This is a genomic window from Paraglaciecola arctica BSs20135 (genome assembly GCF_000314995.1).
In the GTDB taxonomy this organism is placed as follows: domain Bacteria; phylum Pseudomonadota; class Gammaproteobacteria; order Enterobacterales; family Alteromonadaceae; genus Paraglaciecola; species Paraglaciecola arctica.
Window position 1 is genome coordinate 320,720 of sequence record NZ_BAEO01000062.1, and the last position, 22,615, is coordinate 343,334.

18 protein-coding genes are annotated in these 22,615 nt (G+C 40.8%); 6 read left to right on the forward strand and 12 right to left on the reverse strand.

What is annotated here, in order from left to right:
* Positions 1 to 20 precede the first annotated feature (20 nt).
* Both djlA and GARC_RS21705 read left to right on the forward strand, forming a co-directional pair.
* The gene (gene djlA / locus GARC_RS21695; RefSeq protein ID WP_007624468.1) at positions 21 to 851 is read left to right on the forward strand and encodes a co-chaperone DjlA; all 831 of its coding nucleotides are present in this window, start codon (positions 21 to 23) and stop codon (positions 849 to 851) included.
* A 444-nt stretch (positions 852 to 1,295) separates the two neighbouring features.
* Entirely contained in the window at positions 1,296 to 2,048 is a 753-nt protein-coding gene (locus GARC_RS21705) for a choice-of-anchor H family protein (RefSeq protein ID WP_007624478.1), read from the forward strand.
* Positions 2,049 to 2,075: 27 nt separating this feature from the next.
* On the opposite strand, the gene GARC_RS26960 is transcribed toward GARC_RS21705, so the two are convergent.
* Genes GARC_RS26960 through GARC_RS21720 form a run of 3 tightly spaced genes read right to left on the reverse strand, consistent with a single transcriptional unit; the run spans position 2,076 to position 3,369 of the window.
* Positions 2,076 to 2,288, reverse strand: coding sequence for a hypothetical protein (locus tag GARC_RS26960; protein ID WP_007624480.1), 213 nt, complete (start codon positions 2,286 to 2,288; stop codon positions 2,076 to 2,078).
* A 7-nt stretch (positions 2,289 to 2,295) separates the two neighbouring features.
* Positions 2,296 to 2,499 (reverse strand): DUF4177 domain-containing protein, encoded by a 204-nt coding sequence (locus GARC_RS27785; RefSeq protein ID WP_039990225.1) that lies wholly within the window; start codon positions 2,497 to 2,499, stop codon positions 2,296 to 2,298.
* A gap of 12 nt (positions 2,500 to 2,511) precedes the next feature.
* Complete coding sequence (locus GARC_RS21720) at positions 2,512 to 3,369, reverse strand: SPFH domain-containing protein (RefSeq protein ID WP_007624482.1); 858 nt, start codon at positions 3,367 to 3,369, stop codon at positions 2,512 to 2,514.
* A gap of 427 nt (positions 3,370 to 3,796) precedes the next feature.
* Between GARC_RS21720 and GARC_RS26090 the strand changes: the two genes are divergently transcribed.
* Both GARC_RS26090 and GARC_RS21730 read left to right on the forward strand, forming a co-directional pair.
* Complete coding sequence (locus GARC_RS26090; RefSeq protein ID WP_007624485.1) at positions 3,797 to 7,432, forward strand: ExeM/NucH family extracellular endonuclease; 3,636 nt, start codon at positions 3,797 to 3,799, stop codon at positions 7,430 to 7,432.
* A gap of 17 nt (positions 7,433 to 7,449) precedes the next feature.
* A complete protein-coding gene (locus GARC_RS21730) occupies positions 7,450 to 8,016 on the forward strand; it encodes a hypothetical protein (protein WP_007624491.1) in 567 nt (188 codons plus the stop codon).
* A gap of 94 nt (positions 8,017 to 8,110) precedes the next feature.
* Here the strand turns inward: GARC_RS21730 and GARC_RS21735 are convergent, their stop codons facing one another.
* The gene (locus GARC_RS21735) at positions 8,111 to 9,871 is read right to left on the reverse strand and encodes an acyl-CoA dehydrogenase family protein (RefSeq protein WP_007624498.1); all 1,761 of its coding nucleotides are present in this window, start codon (positions 9,869 to 9,871) and stop codon (positions 8,111 to 8,113) included.
* 212 nt (positions 9,872 to 10,083) lie between these two features.
* Complete coding sequence (locus GARC_RS27475; protein ID WP_226989270.1) at positions 10,084 to 10,647, reverse strand: NUDIX hydrolase; 564 nt, start codon at positions 10,645 to 10,647, stop codon at positions 10,084 to 10,086.
* A gap of 76 nt (positions 10,648 to 10,723) precedes the next feature.
* On the opposite strand from GARC_RS27475, the gene GARC_RS21745 reads away from it, so the two are divergent.
* A complete protein-coding gene (locus GARC_RS21745; RefSeq protein ID WP_007624503.1) occupies positions 10,724 to 11,785 on the forward strand; it encodes an efflux RND transporter periplasmic adaptor subunit in 1,062 nt (353 codons plus the stop codon).
* A 3-nt stretch (positions 11,786 to 11,788) separates the two neighbouring features.
* A complete protein-coding gene (locus GARC_RS21750) occupies positions 11,789 to 14,893 on the forward strand; it encodes an efflux RND transporter permease subunit (RefSeq protein WP_007624505.1) in 3,105 nt (1,034 codons plus the stop codon).
* Positions 14,894 to 15,001: 108 nt separating this feature from the next.
* Here the strand turns inward: GARC_RS21750 and GARC_RS21755 are convergent, their stop codons facing one another.
* From GARC_RS21755 to rpsU, 7 genes are all read right to left on the reverse strand, one after another.
* Positions 15,002 to 15,469: an outer membrane lipoprotein gene (locus tag GARC_RS21755; RefSeq protein ID WP_007624506.1), complete on the reverse strand. Its 468-nt coding sequence runs from the start codon at positions 15,467 to 15,469 to the stop codon at positions 15,002 to 15,004.
* Between the two features lie 46 nt (positions 15,470 to 15,515).
* Complete coding sequence (lpoB, locus tag GARC_RS21760) at positions 15,516 to 16,118, reverse strand: penicillin-binding protein activator LpoB (RefSeq protein WP_007624512.1); 603 nt, start codon at positions 16,116 to 16,118, stop codon at positions 15,516 to 15,518.
* A 156-nt stretch (positions 16,119 to 16,274) separates the two neighbouring features.
* On the reverse strand, positions 16,275 to 17,708 hold the full coding sequence (locus GARC_RS21765) for a COG3014 family protein (RefSeq protein ID WP_007624514.1): 1,434 nt from the start codon (positions 17,706 to 17,708) through the stop codon (positions 16,275 to 16,277).
* 147 nt (positions 17,709 to 17,855) lie between these two features.
* Complete coding sequence (rpoD, locus tag GARC_RS21770; protein ID WP_226989271.1) at positions 17,856 to 19,742, reverse strand: RNA polymerase sigma factor RpoD; 1,887 nt, start codon at positions 19,740 to 19,742, stop codon at positions 17,856 to 17,858.
* A gap of 125 nt (positions 19,743 to 19,867) precedes the next feature.
* Positions 19,868 to 21,634: a DNA primase gene (gene dnaG, locus GARC_RS21775; protein WP_007624532.1), complete on the reverse strand. Its 1,767-nt coding sequence runs from the start codon at positions 21,632 to 21,634 to the stop codon at positions 19,868 to 19,870.
* A gap of 125 nt (positions 21,635 to 21,759) precedes the next feature.
* Positions 21,760 to 22,221 (reverse strand): GatB/YqeY domain-containing protein, encoded by a 462-nt coding sequence (locus GARC_RS21780; protein ID WP_007624534.1) that lies wholly within the window; start codon positions 22,219 to 22,221, stop codon positions 21,760 to 21,762.
* A 92-nt stretch (positions 22,222 to 22,313) separates the two neighbouring features.
* Positions 22,314 to 22,529 carry a 30S ribosomal protein S21 gene (gene rpsU, locus GARC_RS21785; protein ID WP_006991319.1) on the reverse strand — a complete coding sequence of 72 codons (216 nt, stop codon included), beginning with the start codon at positions 22,527 to 22,529 and terminating at the stop codon, positions 22,314 to 22,316.
* Positions 22,530 to 22,615: the final 86 nt, after the last annotated feature.

Genomic DNA, 22,615 nt, shown 5'->3' on the forward strand with positions numbered 1-22,615 from the left:
ACAGAGTTTAGCGGAAACAAATGATAGGAAAAATTTTAGGTACCATTTTTGGTTTTATGTTTGGGCGTATCCTAGGCGCGATTTTAGGTTTTGTGATCGGACATATGTTCGACAAAGGTTATAGCCAAAACTTTAATCAAACGGGGGGATTCAACCGGTTTTTTGCCAGTCAAGATGATTTCAAATCCCAAGCAATTTTTTTCCACTGCCTGTTTTCGGTGATGGGACACCTTGCCAAAGCTGATGGCAAGGTGAGTGATATCGAAATACGCATGGCTAGTGCCTTGATGGATCAGATGAACCTTGAAGGGGATATGCGCAAAGAAGCACAGCAAGCCTTTAGGGATGGCAAAGCTGCTGATTTTGCGCTGAAGCAAACAGTTCAAGAGTTTAAAGAATCTTGCCATGGCCGCCGTGATATTTTGCAGGTGTATTTAGAAATATTAATTCAAGCGGCTTATGTTGACGGGAAGTTAGATAAAGCTGAACAAGCAATTTTAGAGACAGTCTCTCAATATTTAGGCTTTAGACAGCACGATTTACTCTATTTAATGTCAGCATTTGAAGCAGAAATGCGCTTTAGACAAGGTGCTGGTGGTAAACAAAACGCCAATGGACAAGCGTATTCTTCGCAACAGTCTTTGGATGATGCCTACAAAATATTAGGTGTGACAACATCTGACGACGATAAAAGCATCAAAAAAGCTTACCGCAAGTTAATGAGTGAACATCACCCAGACAAGTTAGTTTCTAAAGGTTTACCTAAACAAGCCTTGGAGATGGCAAAAAACAAAACCCAAGATATCCAGTCTGCCTATGAAATGATCAAGGAAAAACGCGGTTTTAAATAACAAGTATTGACCTTTACGCGGCTTGAACTCATTGATTTATTCTTCCGATTTTCTTCAATTGGAAGTTTACTCTTCATTAATTTTATTTGGCTTGAGAAAGAAACAGCGGTACCTCTTTGGATCGCGCGGTGTGTTTGTGTGGTTATTTGTTATTGACTGCCCCTATAGACGACGCAATGTATGGACACTTGCGGGGAGTGGTTTTATTCCTAACCGAGTTGTTACCTTATTGTTTATGGCCATATGTTTATATTTTGATAAAACCCGAAACACGTTTTAAAGAGACTCATTGGTTAATTAAGACGTCTGCCTGTTTTTTATTTTTGTGGTTGTTCTATTTTTTTGCGGTTATGCAAGGACTGAGAAAAATCGATTAAGGGTATCTTCAGTTTTTGTTCATTCTTTTTATTCCACACTAACAGCAGGTTTGAAAAGGAAAATGAAATGAAAAGTTCAAGTTTGTTTATATTAAGTGGTTTATTTTTATCAAGCGTTGCTTGGGGTACAGAAAATGAAAGTTGGAGTGCCCAGTCAACTGAAAAACAATTCGAGAAGACAAGTGAGGTGATTTATAAAGCCTCTAATGGTAATCAGACTAATGTGTTGTCTATGACTGCCAACGTCCAGTCAAAAGCAGCAACTAGTATTAGTCATAAAAAGGATATACAGGCTAAGACTTTGATTGTCAGGCCTGAAGCTAAGGCAAGCAACCAGGAGTTTTGGATTTTTGATGCTTGGGTAGAGTTTTTCCGTGATGATGATAGTGATGGGTACTTTAACCATTTTGCCGTCGAGTTTGATGTTGATACCGAATATAGCTCTGCAGAAGTTTATGCCAGATTATATTTAGGGATAGATGAAGTATTCAAGGAATATCATGCTACCTCCAATTTCAGCATTTATGCTGACAGCAGTCATGATAGTTTTGTTGTAGAAAGTGAATTGTTAAATGGTTTTCCTGCGGATGATTATGAGGTATTAATTGAATTGTATGATGCTTACAATGATGAGTTGGTAGCTGTTTATGATGGTAATGATGATGCCGATTTATATTTGTTATCCCTTGAGAGCAAAGAATACGAGTCTACTCAGGTAATAGTTGTGCATGAGCATGGGGGCAGTTTGAGTTTGCTAAGTTTGTTATTACTACCTCTAATTTCAGTTTGTCGCCGATTTAATAAAGTCTTATCTGATTAGGTACACCGAGTTAATGAAGCAGACTTTTTAAAAGTCTGCTTCATTTTTTTGCGAGTCATCGGTTGCGACGACTTCAGTTGTCACTTTTTGTACTAACTTAACCCGACCATGTTTGACTAGTGTGTCTCTTAACACATATTCGATTTGGGCATTGACGCTGCGCAGATCATCATCTGCCCAACGTTGCATGGCTGCTAATACGTCAGCGTTTATTCTAAGAGGAAATGCTTTTTTAGACACCCTCTACTTACCTAGGCCGCTTAAGAACAGCTTGTATATGAGAGGAGCCCCCGGCCCAAGTACTAGTCGTAGGTGCGCTACAACTGACCAGTTCCCAATTTTGTCTACCTAATTCATTTAGATTTGCTTCAAAACTATTTACATCTGGCTCCGGAACAAAAAAACCTTTAGTTTTAAGTTTTGAATTGACGACCTTGTATTCCCACTGCATACCTCATACTCCTTAATACAAACTGCCACTATTAATGATGGGTTGAGCATTTTTATCGCCACATAATACCACTAACAAATTGCTTACCATCATAGCCTTGCGTTCTTCGTCAAGCTCTACAACGTTTTGAGCTTTTAACCTGTCTAACGCCATCTCAACCATGCCTACTGCACCTTCAACAATCTTGCTGCGGGCAGCAATAATGGCGGTAGCTTGTTGCCGCTGTAACATGGCACTGGCAATTTCTGGTGAATACGCCAAGTGGCTGATTTTAGACTCATGCACTGTTAATCCTGCCTTGCCCAAACGCTCTTGAATTTCTTGTTTTAAAATTTCAGAAATATGTTGAGGATGGCTACGTAGCGCAATATCGGCACTGTCATCATCTTGAGGATCGTAACAATAACTGCTGGCCATATTTCGAAGTGCTGACTCAGTTTGTATTGTCACATAACTTTCATAGTCATCCACCTCAAACATGGCTTCGGCCGAATCCGTAACAGACCAAACCACTATGGTGGCAATTTCTATTGGGTTACCTAGATTATCGTTGACCTTTATTTTGGCTGATTCAAAGTTACGAATACGCAATGACACCGTTTTGCGCATAAAAAATGGAATAGTCCAGCGTAAACCGTTACGTTTTTCAGTACCCACATAACTACCAAATAAAGTCATAACTTTGGCTTGATTAGGTTGCACCATAAAGAAGCCAGCCCAACAAACAAGCACAACAATAGAGCAGAAAATACTCATAGGAAGCAAAATTTTGTTCGCTATCATTATGCCAAAACTAATTTGTAGTAAGGGTAAAACCACAAAAAAAGCCAAGTACCCGTTGATCGAAAACCCTTTTTTCTCAGTAATCATAAAAGCTCCTAAGTGATATCATAATGATATTGTATTGAGGTTAGTCTTAATGCATTTAAAAAGCAAACTATTTGTAATTGCATTGATTGCATCAAGGTATTTCATGAAATATTAAGGCCACTGAAGGGCTAGAACTTGTAAAGTTTGGTGATTAATTCGTTGAATTTATGGGAAAGTTGTCAGGTTTTTTATCACATTTGGTACATTGTTTTTTTTACTTTTTTCTAATTGTTTGTTTTGTATAGCAAAAAAAACTAGGTACAACTATTGCTTAATATCCAGACCAATGGGTCAAGTTTCCCGTTGTCCAAGCATGTATTCCACTCACTGTCATACGGATGTCACAGAAGTAAAAGAACATCGCTCGCACCAAAAGATAATTATTAAAAGTCGGAACACCGACACTTACAAATTTTCAGGAGAAAACATGAAATTGAAATATCCAGCTCTGCTGGCCCTTGTTTGTGCGCCTATGGTTCACGCTGAAATTTTCTTTTCGGAATATGTTGAAGGATCTGGCAATAACAAGGCCCTAGAAATATACAATCCAACAAGCGCCGTGGTTGATTTAAGTACTTACGCCATTAATTTATTCAGTAATGGTGCAAGTACTGCAAGCAGCTCACAAACACTCTCAGGAACGCTTGAACCGGGCGCTACCTTTGTGGTGATTACATCTAATTCAGCTGCAGCCGATGAACTTAAAGCGGTGGCGAACTTAACGAGCAGTACCATTAATCATAATGGCGATGATGCTTATACCTTGACTGATGGCTCCACTATTGTGGATGCTTTTGGTCAGGTTGGTAATGATCCGGGGAGCCAGTGGGAAAGCGATGGCGTAGAAACGCAAAATCAAACCTTGCGTCGCAAATCCTCCGTCCTAACCGGAGATACTGATGCTTTAAATCTCTTTGCTCCTAGTGCAGAGTGGCAAGAGTTTGCTCAGGATGATTTTTCTGGTTTAGGTTCTCACACCGTTGATGGTGATGTCATCGAAGATATCGCTCCATTCGTTGCTGCTTCTACTCCTGCCGATGGTGACCAATTTGTTGCTGTCACTAGCGACATCGTTGTCTCTTTTAGCGAAACAGTTAATGTCACGGCATGGAACGATCTGAACTGCAGCCTAAGTGGTAATCATGGGGTTTCTATTACGGGCAGCGGTTCTACATATACTCTCAATCCTGATACAGATTTTGTTTTGGACGAAAGCTGTACACTAACCATATTTGCTGCCGACGTGACGGATGTAGATGGTACATCTCAAACTATGCCTGAAGATGTAATGATCACGTTCACCACAGGTGTATTCCCACTGGTGATTAATGAATTACTGGATGATCCAGCTAATGATTTACCTGGTGATGCTAACGGAGACGGTACCCGAGATTCTAGCGATGATGAATTTGTAGAATTGGTGAATATTTCTGGTAGCGACTTGGATATTACCGGTTGGTCCATTGCTGATGGTGCCTCAACTCGTCATGTATTTCCGCAAGGATCTGTGGTTCCGGCAGATTGTGCCATTGTTGTATTTGGTGGAGGCGAGCCTACTGGCGTATTTGGTGGAGCAGTCATACAGACCGCGACATCTGGTGCTATTGGTCTCAATAACGGCGGCGATACTGTCACGGTTAGCAATGGCAGTGCCAGTGCAGTAATCACCTACGGTAGTGAAGGCAGTGATCAGTCGATCACTCGCAGCCCAGATATTACCGGTGAGTTTGTGCAACACTCAAGCATTAACGGTGCGCTCTACTCAGCCGGTACAAAAACCGATGGAATTCCTTTTGATGGTTGTGAAATTCCAGATGCAGCGCCTTTTGTTGTTGAAAGCAGCCCCGCAGACGGTGCAATAGAAGTTGCAATATCATCTTCGATTAGTTTGACCTTCAGTGAGGCGGTTGCGGTTTCGGCCTGGAATGCTCTCAGTTGTTCAGTCAGTGGTCCGGTTTCTTTTAGTGTTGAGCAGGATGAGAATACCTTTGTGCTGCAGCCCGATACTCTGCTTGGGGTAAACGAGGTGTGTACTCTCACAGTTCCGGCAGAAAATGTGACCGATTTGGATGGTTCTGCCGATCCGATGGTGGTTGATTATATGCTTAGCTTCACTACTGTAGCTGAACTTTTGAGCTGTGATGCTACTTTTACCTTGATTTCTGTTATTCAGGGAGCGGGCGATGTGTCACCCATGGAGGGCGAAAACCTCAATGTTAAAGCTGTGGTGACTGCAGTTACACCAGCTTTAAGTGGTTTTTTTGTGCAGGAAGAATCTGCTGATTTTGACGCTGATCCCTTAACATCTGAAGGCTTGTTTGTTTTCAATCCAGACTCTTATGCGGTGCCACAATTAGGCGATGTAGTTGCACTTAAAGGTGGTGTGTCAGAGTTTTTTAACAAAACCCAGTTGACACTTACTGAGCAGCCAGTAGTTTGCGGGCAGGGTGAGACATCAAGTTCAGCAGTAACGCTTCCTCTTCCTGTTGACCACAACTATGAGTCTGTGGAAGGTATGTTGGTCGAGGTAGCTCAAGATCTGGTTGTAACTAATACTTTTGGCTACGGACGCTTTGGCCAGGTTGAGCTTTCGAGCGAGTTGCGCTTTATACCTACCAATCTATTTACCCCAGGTTCTGCTGCGGCAATTGCAAAGGCCGAGGTAAATGCTCGTGATGTGATCATCATGGATGATGCCAATGACACGCAAAACCCGCTTTCACTACCTTTCCCAACTGGTGGCTTGTCTCCACAAAATACCCTGCGCTTGAATGATACTGTGGCCAATTTAATAGGCGTGGTTGATTATAGGTTCAGTACCTTCATGATTAACCCTTCAGAGCCGCCAATTTTCATCAACAGTAATCCTCGGACTAATGAGCCAGAACTGCTTGCTGGAAATCTAAAGGTTGCCAGTCTTAATGTGCTCAACTACTTCACCTCGGTTGGTCCAGTGGGTAGCTGTTTTACAGTGGGAGGATTGGAATGTCGTGGCGCAAATAGTGCGGTAGAGTTTGAACGTCAAAGAGACAAAATGTTAGCGGCGCTAATCGCTATAAATGCTGATATTGTTGGTTTGATGGAAATTGAAAATAATGGATCTGGAGAAAGTAGTGCCATACAGGATGTAGTTAATGGGTTAAACGCAAGCTTAGGCGAGGGCACCTACGCCGTTGTTGATGCAGGTGGTCCTGTTGGTACTGATGCTATAGCGGTCGCTTTTATTTATAAACCTGCTGTGGTTTCTCTAGAGGGAGCGGTCGCCATTCTTAATAGTGATAACTCGATAGCAGACGATAATGGTCCATTATTTGTTGATACTAAAAACCGCCCAGCTTTGGCACAAAAGTTCTCATTGCTTGAAAACGGCGAAGAAATTGTTGTGTCCGTGAACCATCTGAAATCCAAAGGTTCTGGTTGTGGTGCTGGTGATGATGATACAACTACAGGTCAAGGTAGCTGTAACCTCACTAGAACCCGTGCAGCAGAAGCATTAACTGCCTTTTTAGCCGAGGAATTTGCAGATTTACCGACCTTAATCATCGGTGATTTGAATTCTTACGCAAAAGAAGATCCTATCGCTAAAATTGAAGATGCGGGTTACACCAACCTAGTCAATCATTTTGGTGGGGCAAGTGCTTATTCTTACAGCTTTGCTGGTGAAGTAGGTTATCTGGATCACGCGCTGGCCAACGATAAAGCGTTATCAAAAGTGGTTGATGTGACTGAGTGGCATATCAACGCTGATGAGCCGATTGTTTTTGATTACAATGTTGAGTTTAAAGACCCGACCAATGTCATTAATTATTATTCAGCTGACGCATACCGCATGTCTGACCATGATCCTGTTGTGATTGCTTTGCAGTTAGAAGCCGCAGCGGTAATTGGTGATTGGGATGCAGATGGTGATGTGGATATAGACGATTACCGTGGGCTACTACGAGCAATTCAGCGCCGCCAGTCTGTTGGTATGGAATTTGATTTAAATGAAGACGGTCGCATTACAACCCTTGATGCTCGCGTTCTTCTAACTTTGTGTACGCGCGCTCGTTGCGCAGCTTAATTAAAGGAAGTAGTAAAATGAAAAAAATATTTTTAGCAATCGCCCTAACTTGGGCATCAGTAGCGCAGGCAAACATCATCGAAATTAGTACCGATGAAGTGACAGTAACAGCAGGAGAAGAAGTCAATTTTGTAATTGATTTAGTTAACTTTGAAGAATTTGACTTTTTGAGCTTTTCCTTAGGTTTCGATGACACACTATTAAGTTTTGACGAAACTAGCCTAACAAGCGATTTTGCATTTGCAGATTTGATCAGTGGACCGTTCGATGGATTAGATGTTTTTGCAGATCCGGGTAAGCTTTTGTTTACTTTGACAGCTGATTTCTTAATAGGTGAAACTTTTATGGGCGCGGCTAACTTAGTGACCTTTAATTTTCTAGCAACCGGTACTGGTGTTGCGAACTTCACTCCAGTGTTCGAATCGTTCGATAGTTTGTCGCTCAGCCAAACTGAACTTGATGCTCCAAATTTCCGAGTTGCAGCTGACGTAAATCCAGTATCTGAGCCATCAGCACTTGGATTGTTTGCTGTATTTTTACTTGGTGGGGGTGTTTTACGTCGCCGTTTAGTTGCTTCAAAGTAAGCTGATTGATTGCCCCTCTTACGGGGCAATGTTGAAAAAAAGCCTAGCTTCTAGCTAGGCTTTTTCCTGTTTTTAAGCTACTAACAGTAGTTAATTATTGATAATCAAATTCTGCATCACTCACAACCATTAAATCATCTGCCCCATTAAACAAGTTTGTTTTAAAGCCATCCTTTCTAGGCAACAACCTTTTTAGATAAAAAGCACAAGTGTTGGCTTTACCAGACTTGATACTGGCGTTATCTGAACGTTCAGCAGTATCCGCCATACTCAACCAAATTACGCCTAACAAACAATAAGCACTGTAGTGCATAAAGTCGTACGCGGTGCCCGCTAAATCAACAGCATTTTGTTGTTTTAACTCAGTTGCGGCAGCAAACCATTCGGTTAATAATTCTGTTGCTTGGGTTTGTTTATCTGCATTAGTCATTTGTTGTATTTTGCTATTAAACAATGCGAAGGTGTCTTCAAGCATAGTGCCTTTGTCACGGGCGAGCTTTCTAGAGATTAAATCAAGGGCTTGAATACCGTTGGTACCTTCATACAATTGGGTAATTCTGGCGTCACGTACTAGTTGTTCCATTCCCCATTCACGTATAAAGCCATGGCCTCCAAAAACTTGTACACCTAGATTACTCATCTCGCTACCCATGTCTGTCATAAAACCTTTAACTATAGGAGTTAAGAAAGAGATAACACTTTTAGCTTTATGTTTATCTTCGTCAGTACCAAAACGTTCGATATCCATTTGTTGTGCATACAGCAAAGCTAAAGCACGACAGCCTTCAGCTATGGCTTTTTGGGTAAGTAACATCCTGCGCACGTCAGGCTGGTGGATAATAGGATCTGCTTTTTTGTTTTGCTCCTGCACACCTTGAGGTGCACGTGATTGCAAACGCTCCCGGGCATAGGTCAGCGCTCCTTGATAAGACGCTTCGATAATGCCAAGACCTTGCATACCTACTTGAAAACGTGCGTCGTTCATCATGGTAAACATACAAGCAAGCCCGTTATTTGCCTCACCGACTAAAAAGCCCTGAGCACCATCAAAATTCATTACACAAGTAGGGCTAGCTTTAATCCCCATTTTCTTTTCTATACTGCCCACAGTAACCGAGTTTCTTTGGCCAATACCACCGTCGTCAAGAGGGAAAAACTTTGGTGTTAAAAATAAACTAATGCCTTTCACTCCCGGAGGTGCATCCGGAAGTCTAGCAAGAACCAAATGAATGATATTGTCGGTCCAGTCGTGATCACCTGAAGATATAAATATTTTACTTCCGGTAATATTAAAACTGCCATCTTCATTGGGTATCGCTTTAGTACTCAATAAGCTTAAGTCAGTTCCTGCATGGGGCTCTGTTAAGCACATAGTGCCAGTCCATTCACCCGAAATGAGTTTGGCTAAATAGGTACGCTTAAGGTCATCGTTGGCATGTTTAGTGATGGCTAATATAGCGCTTTCGTTAAGCATGCCAGTTAAGCGCCAGCTTAAGTTGGCTGAATCGAGCATTTCGTGTACAGGCACTGCTACGGTATTTGGCAGGTCTTGCCCTTCATAGTCGGCGCTACCTAACATAGCATTCCATCCGTTTGCTACGTATTCTTTATATGCCTCTGCAAACCCATCAGGGGTAGTGACATTTCCATCAATTAGTTTGGCACCTTGCTCGTCACCTTCGCGATTTAGAGGGGCGATGACTTCTTCAGCAAATTTTGCGCCTTGTTGTAAAATTTCATTGACTAACTCCTGATCAAAATCTTCTAATCCTAGCTTTTGATAATGTTCCGATAGGTTTAACCAGTCATGTAATACAAATTGCATATCTTTAATTGGGGCGATGTATTGAGGCATAGAAATAATCTCTAAAAATCTAATATGGTAGGGATTATACGGTTATTTAGAGGGTTTTGGTTGCTAAAAGTCACCTAATGACTATTAAACGTGGTGATGCGGAGCGAGTGATTTTATGAATGTTTGTTGCTATTAGCTGATTTCATATACCAAAAACACCTTAAAAGTCCCGCTGAAACCTGCATTTACGAGAGGATTTGGGTTTACTCAAATTACTCTAATTGATTATAGGCTTCACGCAAACTTATCAAATCGATGTCTGTTACCCATTGGTCTTGCTGTGTATCAAATGGGTTAATGAGGGAAATTTGACTGGTTTTTCGTTTCGCCCAGGATGGCACAGGAAATTGCTGCAGTTGGCTAGAATAGTCATCTGTAAGTTTGCAGGCAAAATAGTGAGTTTGATTTGGGGCTGTATATAATAACTTACCAACTTCTACATTTAGTCCCGTTGTTTTCCAAACTGCTAGATGCGCCGTACATTGAGCGCTGGTTGATTTTAGTTGTTTATGTGTTGGAACATTCCAACCCTCATCTCCATGATTTTTGATTGCTAGAAGTTGAACGTTTGATTTTATAAGACAGGCTGCTGGCGAAGGTTCTATATCTGTATATAATACATTCGCTCTACACATAGGGTCAGACGGGATATCTCTAGTACATCCTAGTACAAAAATTGTTGCAACGACTAATAATTTATTCAACACAATGTTAGGTACACTTATGGCATGGGTATGAATTTTGATTATTATCACATCAATTTTCTGATCCTTCATAATTAATTATAAAGATTGGCAATTTATCATTTGCCGCAAAGGTCTTATACGGCTCTACATTTAAATAGGTCATCTCATGTCTAAAGGATTAAAGTTTTCTCCGTTATTAATTGCTGCTGTTTTGTGTATTGGCTTAGTGGTGTATTTGTATCTACCAAAGGATGTATCTCAGCAAGTTAATCAAGCTAGTGTCACTTTTGTGAAAGTGCATCGCACTGCCGAAGAGGACTTTGAGGTAGTGGTTGAAGCTTTAGGTACGGGAAAAGCCAATGAGTCTGTTTTTATAACCACGCAAACTTCAGATATTGTACAGAAAATTCATTTCGATGATGGTGATTTAGTCAAACAAGGTCAGTTATTACTTGAGCTTAATGATACCGAAGAAAAGGCCAAATTAACTGCGTTAGATGTCAATCTGCAAGAAGCGTTGCGACAGTTAAATCGGATCACTAATCTGGCCAAAAATAATGTCGCTTCCGAGCAATTATTAGATGAGCAACAGGCCAAAGTAAATGTACTGAAAGCAGAAATGGATGTAGCAAAAACTCAATTAGATGAATTGTTTGTAAGAACACCTTTTGATGGTGTTTTAGGGGTGCGTCAGATAAGCGTTGGGGCCTTAGTCACGCCGGGTGATGTGATCACTACATTGGATGACCTAAGTATTATTAAAGTCGATTTCGATATTGCAGAATCTCATTTGGCTAGTGTGGCCCTTGGGCAACTGGTAAGGGCTACGTCCATTGCTTACCCTGATCAGATCTTTGAAGGTAAAATAACCAGTATTGCTTCGCGCGTTAATGCGTCGACTAGGTCGGTGCAAATTCGTGCCAATATAAAAAACCAAGATCTGAAACTTCGTCCAGGCATGTTGCTACAAATTCTGCTGCAAAAGCAGGTTCTTAAAACTTTAGTGTTGCCAGAAATAGTCCTTGTGCCAGCTGAAGACAAACAGTTTGTTTTTGTGGTGAAAGACAATCAAGTCGAGTTGGTTGAAGTCAAAGTGGGGCTGCGGAAACCTGGAAAGGTGCAGATATTAAGTGGGTTACAAGTAGGTGATGTGGTTGTTACAGAAGGCACACTTAAATTGCGCTCTGGTTCTAAAGTGACTTTTGACACTGCGAATAGCGAGGAATAAGTCATGTTTTTATCGGATATTTCAGTTAAACGGCCTGTTTTTGCATCAGTTGTGAATCTACTGTTAGTGGTATTTGGTATTGTTTCGATTAGTTTTTTGAGTCTTCGAGAATATCCAGATATCGACCCACCTATTGTATCAATTAACACCAACTATTCAGGGGCGTCAGCTTCTATTGTTGAAAGCCGTATTACCCAGTTATTAGAAGATAGAATTAGCGGTATCGAGGGCATTAAGAATATTTCCTCAACCAGTAGTAATGGTCGTTCTTCGATTAGCATTGAGTTTAATTTGTCCCGAGATATCGACGCTGCATCAAATGATGTGCGTGAACGTGTTAGCCGCGCATTAAATAACTTACCCGACCAAGCCGAACCGCCAGAAGTATCCAAATCTAGCTCCGATGAAGATGTGATTGTTTGGTACAACCTGCGCAGTGACAATTTATCCGTTATGGAACTGACCGATTATGCAGACAGGTTTATTGTTGATCGCCTGTCTGTTGCGGAAGGGGTGGCTCGTGTGCGCCTTGGTGGTGGTCGAAGTTATGCGATGAAAGTGTGGCTTGATCGTAATGCTATGGCAGCTCGACAAATAACAGTAAATGATATTGAAAATGTAATTCGTTCTGAAAACGTTGAATTACCAGCTGGTGAAGTTGAGTCCATTAATCGTGATTTTGAGGTGCGAGTAGCAAGAAGTTTCTTAACCCCAGATGATTTTGCCAATTTAACTATCAAAGCTAGTGCCGACGGTTATTTGGTTAAGTTGAGTGAAGTTGCTCGTGTTGAATTAGGCGCAGAAGACGACGAAACTGAGTTTCGTGGTGGCGGCGTCAATATGATTGGTTTGGGTATTATTAAACAATCAAAAGCCAATACACTTGAGGTTGCTAGAGCGGCAAAAAAAGCCATTCAACAAATAGAGCAGACTCTGCCTGACAACATTTTTATAGTGCCAAGTTATGATTCATCTGTTTTTATTGAAGCTTCAATCAACGAAGTCTACGAAACCTTAGCAATAGCTATGTTGATGGTGGTGTTGGTTATATATATCTTTTTAGGAAATTTTCGAGCGACGATCATACCGGCGATTACCGTTCCGGTGTCTTTGGTTGCGGCCTTTATTGTTATGTATGCCTTAGGTTTTTCGATTAACTTACTAACTTTACTGGCTTTAGTGCTCGGCATTGGTTTAGTGGTTGATGACGCCATAGTTGTGCTAGAAAATATTTCAAGACGAATAGAAATGGGAGAACCGCCTATTTTGGCATCCTATAGAGGGGCTAGAGAAGTCGGGTTTGCAGTTGTTGCAACAACATTAGTACTTATAGCCGTATTTGTTCCTTTGGTATTTTTGCAGGGGAACATAGGTAGGTTGTTTACCGAATTTGCTTTAGCGATTGCCGCAGCAGTGGCCTTTTCGAGTGTGACCGCCCTGACACTTTCCCCTATGTTATGTTCACTCTTGCTTAAAAAACGCCAAAAACAAAGTGGTTTTGCCTATTGGGTTGATACTAAATTTAACCTAATTGAAAAGAGTTATTATCGTGCCCTAGGCACAACCTTACACCAACCCTGGCTAATGGGATTGTTGGTGTTGGCAAGTATTATTGCTTTAATCAAATTAGGTCAAGTTTTGCCTAGTGAATTTGTCCCCAAAGAAGACCGTGGTAACTTTTTTATTCGCGTACAAACAGCCGAAGGTTCTAGTTTTGAAAGCAATTCCATCAATATGAAAAAGATTGAAGATATCTTACTAGAATATTTAGAAAGAGGTGAAGTAGGTAGAGTGTTAGTTCGTTCACCTGGCTTTGGTGGCTCCGCAGGCATTGGTATAGTTGGCATGCCTTTAGGAGATGATAGAAAACGCTCAACCTTTGAACTGATGGATGAAATCAGTACTAAATTGGCGGAAATTCCTGATGTACGGGCCTTCGCTATTATGCGTAGTAGTATTGGTGGAGGGGGGCTAGGCCAGCCAGTGCAATTTGTGTTGCAAGGTAATACCTACGAAGACTTAGTTAAGTGGCGAGATATTGTTTTAGAAAAAGCTCGCACTAATCCAAATTTAATCCGCCTTGACTCAGATTATAAAGAAACTTGGCCTCAGCTATTAGTGAATATTGATAAAGATAGAGCTGCAGATTTAGGGGTTTCTATCAGTGAAATAGGCCGAACATTAGAAACCATGTTAGGCCAAAGACGAGTATCCACATACTTAGATAAAGGGCAAGAATACGATGTGATTATGGAAGGCGAAGAGTCTGACTATCGAAGCCCTTCTAGCATTGAAAATATCTACGTACGCTCAAGCCAAAGTAATCAATTGATCCCTTTAGATAATTTATTGTCTACAGAGGAGCGAGCTACCTCGTCTAGGCTTAACAGGTATAACCGAATGCGAAGTATTACTATTAGTGCTAATTTAGCTGATGGTTATACAGTAGGGGATGCCTTAGAATATTTACGGGAAATTGTGGATACAGAGCTTCCTGAGGAAGTATCAATTGACTACAAAGGCGAGTCGCAGTTATATCAAGAAGCCGGTAGTTCTATTTTGTTTATATTTGCTTTAGCACTGGCAGTCACTTATTTGATTTTAGCCGCGCAGTTCGAAAGTTGGATCCATCCATTAGTTATTATGTTAACTGTTCCTCTCGCTTTGTTAGGAGCGTTCGTGGGACTGTACTTTTCAGATATGACCTTAAATATCTACAGCCAAATTGGGCTGGTGATGTTAATTGGATTAGCGGCTAAAAATGGGATCCTCATTGTTGAGTTTGCTAATCAATTAAGAGATGCCGGTGTGGAGTTTGAACAAGCTTTGCGCCGAGCTGCCTCGCAACGTCTTAGACCAATAGTGATGACGGGCTTCACTACAGTATTCAGTTCATTACCCCTAGTTATGGCCAGCGGTGCCGGATCAGAAAGCAGGACTGTGATTGGTATGGTTATTTTTGCTGGGGTGTTGGTCTCAGCCTTTTTAACCTTATACATAGTGCCTACAGCCTATTATCTGCTTGCCAGGCATTCTAGCTCTCCTAATGAACGGGCGCAGCTAATCAGTAAGCTCTCAGACGATATCCCTTATCGCAAGGGCGAATAAAATTTTCAGGTTAGGGCTTAACAAACAAAAAAGCCTCAGCTGTTGCTGGGGCTTTTTATTATTTAACTGAGCTGGGCCAATTCGCTTAGGCCATTTGAAAATTAACCGTTAAAATTGTTTATCAATGCGTACCGATCCATTCGCTAAATAAATCATACGAATTTTGTCGTGGGTGTGAAAAATCATTTCAGGGTCGAGATCTTGCACCACCATATACTCATCACCATTATCGATACTGATCATCAATTCAACTAACTGAATAGTTATTTCTTGAACTCGCGAATGCTTGTCATTAGCAATCGAGCTGCCTAACATCGCACCTAGTACAGTGGTAATAGCACGTCCGCTGCCACTGCCAAATTGGTTACCTATGGTGCCACCAATTAGCGCACTACCAAACACCTTCCAGCCATGATTACGATCTTCGATTAACTCTGTTTCTGTGACCCGGCGAACCGAAGTGACTTTACCAAACAACACTTTATCGACGGGCACGGCTTGATTACGTTGATAATCGGCTAAGGCTTGAGGCATATGCCCCGCCAACAGTATTATGCAAACTAACAGTGCTTTCATGGTGTTATCCTCAGTTAAATCTTTGCTGAATTACTAGAAATTTAAATTACCAGCCCACTAATTTTTTATTACTGGTTTTACGTATTTCAGTTTCATCCGCCCATTCAATTAAACCACTTTCTAAGTCCATTAAGCGCATTGTAAATTTATAATACACATCAGATTTATCTGCATTTGTTTTAACTATACTGGCTAAATTTCCATACAGCATATACTCAGCACCGACTTGTTTACCAAATTGAACCGCTTTGTTTGGGTTGACTAAATCACCTTCATTTTGATAGTTGAGCTGTTCGCGCACCGCGCTTACTTTACCCATATCTACAAAACGAAACTTACCCGATCGCAATAGCTGGGTTGAAATAGAATCTGTTAACGACTCAGTATCAATATGTTCACTGGTTTTATTTTTTATAGAATCGACAAACACAATGGGACGTTTATTAGCGGTCATTGTGCCAACTACGGGTGATTGTATGAGAGATTCTGTCATTTGATTGGCAATTTTTTGTAAATCCGTTGAGCCAAAATTAATATCGGTAGTTTCAACTGCGTTGGCGTCGCCATAACTCACCACTGTTTTATTTGCACAGCCCGCCAGTAGGCTTATTGACAGTCCCATAACACTTACTAAAAGTAATTTTTTCATTAACTTATCCTTGGATTTTAGGTTGGTTGCTGTGTTTTTGTAGAGCAACCTGTTGTTAAATCATCATGTCTTAGATGTGGTCACTATAAGGTGTGATATCAATAGCGACACAATCAATTTCATTTTTAACTTCAAGCTATTTTTGCTGAAGCTCTGTTATAACTGTGTAAGCTTATGACCTTGAAAGTTTCCAATAGTTGTCATATTTAATAAGCTTATCCGCTTAGCTTGAATATCTACTTCAATTAACTCCGTTTTATCGCCAAAGTTAATGTCAATTAGCTGTTTTCCTGCAGGTAAGGAGAGCCTTAATATTTGTACTTCATCGGGCAAGGTTAACCAACTGCGTGTATCTGCTTGTTCTGAGGCTGCGTTGTAAATTACTGCCAGAATATTACCAATGTCGCCACCTTCTTTACTCATAGTACTGCGTAGCTTTTCTTTGGCTACAAGTCGCAAGGCTTGGCGTGTTACTAAGCCAGGCATTTGTTCTTGTAACTGTTTAGAAGCGAGAGACTGTAATCTCACAATTTGTTCTGATGTATAGGTTTGCCCAGCTACAGTGATCTTCAAGGGGGTATACCTTGTCAGCGTTCCCTGGTAAACCGGCAAGGCAAAACTAAAAAGTCGTGGTTGATTATAACCACTAAAAATTGGCAGGTTAAGCGCCACTTCTTGTTTGGGATTAATCGCTCCGTTTTCGATTAAAATAACTAACTCCCCAGCGTCAGTAATTTTATTCGATTGATAAGCACCGTATTTAGCCGAAAATAATGCCAAATCATCAGTCATATTGAGTTTTGTGGCCAGACGTAGCACATCTTGTTGTAAATAATGGTTGTTTGGGTAGATTTCTAATGCACGTTTATAATCAATGTAGGCATCATTGGGCTGCAATGCGGCTTCATACAATAGGCCTGACAAATAAAAGGTGTAAGCATTTTGAAAACCGTTTTTAATATCGCCAATCATTGCTGACATAGAGGGGTATGCTTGGTTTAAAGATTTTTTGTCAAAGTTTGCTTGTTCTTTAGCTAAGTCCTGCTGATTTTGCTTTAAGGCATTTTCTTGCACTAAATTTGCGCGTCGCACTTCAACCAAGGCACCTTCCAGTTGCCCTAAAAATAGGTAATTTAATGCTTGATAACTATGTAGCATCGTTTGTTCATATGCTGGCACATGATAGGCAATCGCATTGTCACTACTGACTAATGCAGCCATATTGGAAGCTCCACCACTGAGCCTAAGCTTGGCTTTAGTCGCTTCTTCATCTAATACATTGGACACTAAGGCAAAGTCTTTGCGGCTTTGTGCCCAGTCATTTGCTAGATAATGTAAACGAGCCTTTTCAAGTAGGTTTAAGGTGTAGTTATTCTGATTGGTTTTTGGTTCTACGATCATTGTCGCAGCGGCTTTAAAATCACCTTTTAGTTGGGCATTCCTAGCGTTTCTAAGTTGCTCAGCATAATCTGAAAATAAGTCTTTGAATCCCATACTTGTACAAGCAGAAAAACTCAGTATTAGACTGAGTAGGATTAAGCGTTTTAATAAACGATTTGGACTTAACAATGTAAAAACGAATAAATGCATGTAAACAGGTAATCTTATAATAAGCGAATATCAGACCAGATTAAGACAGCAAAGTAACGCTTTAATTCGCAGTAAGTACAGTGTTACTTAAATAAAAAAGCCCTGACAATAAACATTGCCAGGGCTTTTTTAATCATTAGATTTTGACTATTCGTCTAAGAAACTTTTCAGTTGCTCAGAGCGACTAGGGTGACGCAGTTTACGCAAAGCTTTGGCTTCGATTTGACGAATACGTTCACGTGTAACATCAAATTGTTTACCAACTTCCTCAAGCGTATGGTCAGTGTTCATATCAATACCAAAACGCATTCTAAGTACTTTTGCTTCACGAGCCGTTAGGCCAGCTAACACTTCCTGAGTCGCGTCTTTTAAGCTGCCACCTGTGGCTGAGTCTAAAGGCTGCACTATAGTGCTGTCTTCGATGAAATCACCTAAGTGTGAATCTTCGTCATCACCGATAGGGGTTTCCATTGAGATAGGCTCTTTGGCAATTTTTAATACCTTACGAACTTTGTCTTCTGGCATTAACATACGTTCTGACAATTCTTCAGGTGTTGGCTCGCGGCCCATTTCTTGTAACATCTGACGAGAGATACGATTTAATTTATTAATCGTTTCAATCATATGCACAGGAATACGAATAGTACGAGCTTGGTCGGCAATTGAACGAGTAATAGCCTGACGTATCCACCAAGTTGCGTAAGTTGAAAACTTATAACCACGACGGTATTCAAACTTATCTACTGCTTTCATCAGACCGATATTACCTTCTTGGATAAGATCCAAGAACTGCAAACCACGGTTAGTATATTTTTTCGCAATGGAGATAACCAAACGTAAGTTAGCTTCAACCATTTCTTTCTTGGCGCGGCGCGCTTTGGCTTCACCAATAGACATGCGGCGATTGATATCTTTGATATCAGCAATGATCAATCCGGTTTCTTCTTCAACCGCATTCATTTTACCGATTGCACGTTCTAATTCTTCTTGATGTCCGCGCATTTCTTCTGCATAAGGTAAGGCAGAATCAAGTATTTTGAATAACCAAACAGTGGATGTTTCGTTGCCAGCAAAAGCTTTGATAAAATCTTTTTTCGGCATTTTTGCCGTTTCCACACAGTGTTTCATTACTATGCGTTCTTGCACACGAATTCTGTTCATCATGCTGCGCATGTTTTTAACCATACGGTCAAATTGCTTAGGCGTGAGTCTAAATTCTTTAAAGACTTCGCTTAGTTCAAAAATTTGAACTCGGGCTTCTTTATGTGAACGGCCTTTTGCATTGATAACATCACGGGCTTTTTCGTATTGAATACGCAGTGCAGTGAATTTTTCACGAGCTAGTTCAGGATCTGGCCCTGTATCTTCTTCTTCCTCGTCTTCATCATCGTCACCATCTTCTTCAGCTAATTCTTCTTTAGATAATTCAGAACCAACATGTGTGGCGGTAGGGGCTACGTCTTGTTCGTTTGGATCAACAAAACCGATAATGATGTCACTAAGGCGAATTTCTTCTGCTTCGAATAAGTCCCACTGGTCAAGTAAATGAGTAATGGCTTCAGGATATTCTGCAACAGAGCACTGAACCTGATTAATTCCTTCTTCGATACGTTTGGCGATTACAATTTCGCCTTCACGTGTTAGAAGTTCAACTGTGCCCATTTCACGCATGTACATACGTACTGGGTCAGTAGTACGACCAATCTCACTTTCTACTGTTGAGAGAGCTTGAGCTGCGGCTTCAGCGGCTTCATCATCAGTATCGCTTTCTTGCATCAAAAGCTCATCTTTATCAGGGGCAGTTTCAAATACCTTTATGCCCATGTCATTGATCATGCGGATAATGTCTTCCATTTGATCTGAATCGACAATATCTTGAGGTAGGTGGTCGTTAACTTCCGCGAAAGTCAAATAGCCTTGTTCTTTACCTTTAGCAATGAGGAGTTTTATTTGCGACTGCTTGCTTTGCACCATATAACTTACGCTTCTCGAATTAGTTGAATATTCATCAAACCTCTCACAGAGAGGATTCACGCTGTAATTTGCTTAATATACCCAGTAAATACTTTGTAAATACTACGGTGTTAGCGAATTAGCCAGTATAGCAGACTCACTATACATTGGGCTAGATGTTGGGTCATTTTTGTTCTTTTACAAGGTTACCTTTGTTCTTTTATTAGAAGATTGAGTTCTTGTTTTTCTTCATTGGTTAATTTACTCACCCTAGACTTAGAAAACAACTCATCCATACGGCTTTGTAAATGCCAATCTAATAGCTTGGCAAAGCTATCTTCAAACACGGCTGTTTGGTTTTGTTCTGCGTATTCCCACATCATTAATTTAGCTAATTGAGCACTTTGGGCATGACCCCGAAAATGTTCTAAGACCTGTGCCGTGTTCGCAAGAGGCTTAGCTAAACAAAATTGGTAAAGCTCAATTAACATGGCCATGCCAGGGATATCAACTGATACTAAAGGCGTGGGATCAGCGGCGCTACATTTAATCGCTAAACCTGGATCATCTAATAATAGCCTAATCATCATGCGTACCGGTGATATTGTACTCTTATTAGGCGTGTTAAAATCTAACTTCTTTGGATTTTTTCTTTGATTTGCTTGAGCGATATCACGCTCTAACTTATGTTTGTTTTGGTCACCCATATAGTTACTTAAATCAGATAATAAAATTTCTCGAATATTATCGCCGACTATTTGTTCTATTAATGGTATAGCCTCAGCTTTTAACGCAGCTTTGCCTTCATTACTGCTTACGTGATGACGCTGTAATAAGTTATCAAAAAAGAATTTAGACAAGGGAACTGAATCGTTCTTTAGTTTTTCTTCAAAGGTTTCTTTGCCAATTTTACGGACTAAAGTATCTGGGTCTTCGCCATCGGGTAAAAATAAAAATTTCATTTCTACCCCATCTTTTAAGAAAGGCAGTGCATTTTCTAAAGCGCGCCACGCTGCTTCTCTGCCTGCACGATCACCATCGTAACAACATACTATTTCACTGGTGGCGCGGAATAACATTTGGATATGCTCAGCTGTAGTGGCGGTGCCAAGAGAGGCCACAGCATAGTCGATACCAAATTGTCCTAGCGCGACAACATCCATATAACCTTCAACAATCATCACTCGGGCTAAATTTCGATGTGCTTGTTTAGCTTGGTAAAAACCATACAGCTCATGGCCTTTATGGAATATACGGGTTTCTGGTGAATTCAGATATTTGGGGCCGCCATCGTCTAATACCCTGCCACCAAAACCAATAACGCGGCCGCGTTTTTCACGAATGGGAAACATAATACGGTCGCGGAAAAAGTCGAAGCGCCGCCTGTTATCATTTTCTGTGATAAGTTTTAAATCGAGTAACTGTTCTTGATACACCGGACTTATGCCGAAGGTTTTTAACACTGAATCCCATTCAGGTGGCGCGAAACCCATATCGAAGGCTTTGACTATTTCACCGCTGAGCCCTCGATTTTTTAAATAATTGACTGCTTTATCTTTGTCAGGATGCACTTTGAGTTGTTGGGCAAAGTATTTCGCTACTTTTTCCATTAACTCGTAATCGCTCTCTTTTTGTTGTTTTTGTTCAGCTGACGGGGGAGGTGCACCGCCTTTTTCTCGCGGCACCTCAATACTATGGTATTGAGCGAGTTCTTCGATGGCTTCTGGAAATTCTAGGCGGTCAAATTCCATCAAAAATGAAATAACGTTGCCATGTGCGCCACAACCAAAGCAGTGATAAAACTGTTTATCTTGGCTTACCGTAAAAGAAGGACTTTTTTCATCGTGAAAAGGGCAGCAGGCTTGATGATTACGTCCGGCTTTTTTTAAGCGGACACGACTATCAATCACTTCAATTATGTCTGTGCGAGCAATAATGTCATCAATAAACTCGCGGGGGATACGACCAGACATTAGACCTTCTCAATTAACATAAACGGCTGAATATTGTGCCATATACTTTGGCAAATTTAAGCACTTAAACAAACAAACCGCATCAAAGTGCGGTTTATAAATATTGAACTAATAAGTGGGATTTGCTAAGAATTAAGTTTGGCTTTTATTTTGCCACTTAATTTGCCCATATCAGCACGGCCTTGAACTTGTGGTTTTAATAAGCCCATGACTTTGCCCATATCCTGCATATTTGCAGCACCAGATTCAGCCATAGCTTGCACAATTAGAGCGTCGAGCTCTTCTTCGCTAAGGGCTTTAGGCATAAAATCTTGCAAAATAACAATTTCTGCTAGTTCGATATCAAGTAAATCTTGTCGACCCGCAGTCTCATATTGACTGGCCGCATCTTTTCGCTGTTTTACCATCTTGATTAAAATAGCAAGCACACCATCATCATCGAGAGCAATATAATCGGGATCAGTACGGCCATCGATCTCATGTTGCTTTACAGCAGACAAAGCCATGCGAATAGTACCCAGACGAATTTTGTCTTTGGCACGCATAGCATCTTTTTGTGCATTTTTTAAATCATCTAATAAAGACATGGAATGACTCAGTAAAAACGGAAAAAGGATGTGTGATAAAACGACTTAAAGCGCGTGGTTTTTAACTACAAACAACGCGCTTCAGAAGAGATTTAGTACAATCTGATGCGACGAGCGTTTTCGCGAGATAACTTCTTCAAAAGACGTTTCTTAGCGGCAGCTTTCTTACGTTTACGTTCCCAAGTAGGTTTTTCAAAAAATTCGCGACGACGAACTTCAGAAAGTACACCTGCTTTTTCACATGAACGTTTAAAACGACGCAATGCAACATCAAAAGGTTCGTTTTCTCTAACTTTAACGATTGGCATTCAACTCTTACCTCAAAAAATAAAAATATATCGTGCCGGTATAAGAATAGCCGACTCGGTTAAAAATGGTGCGGAATTCTAATCAT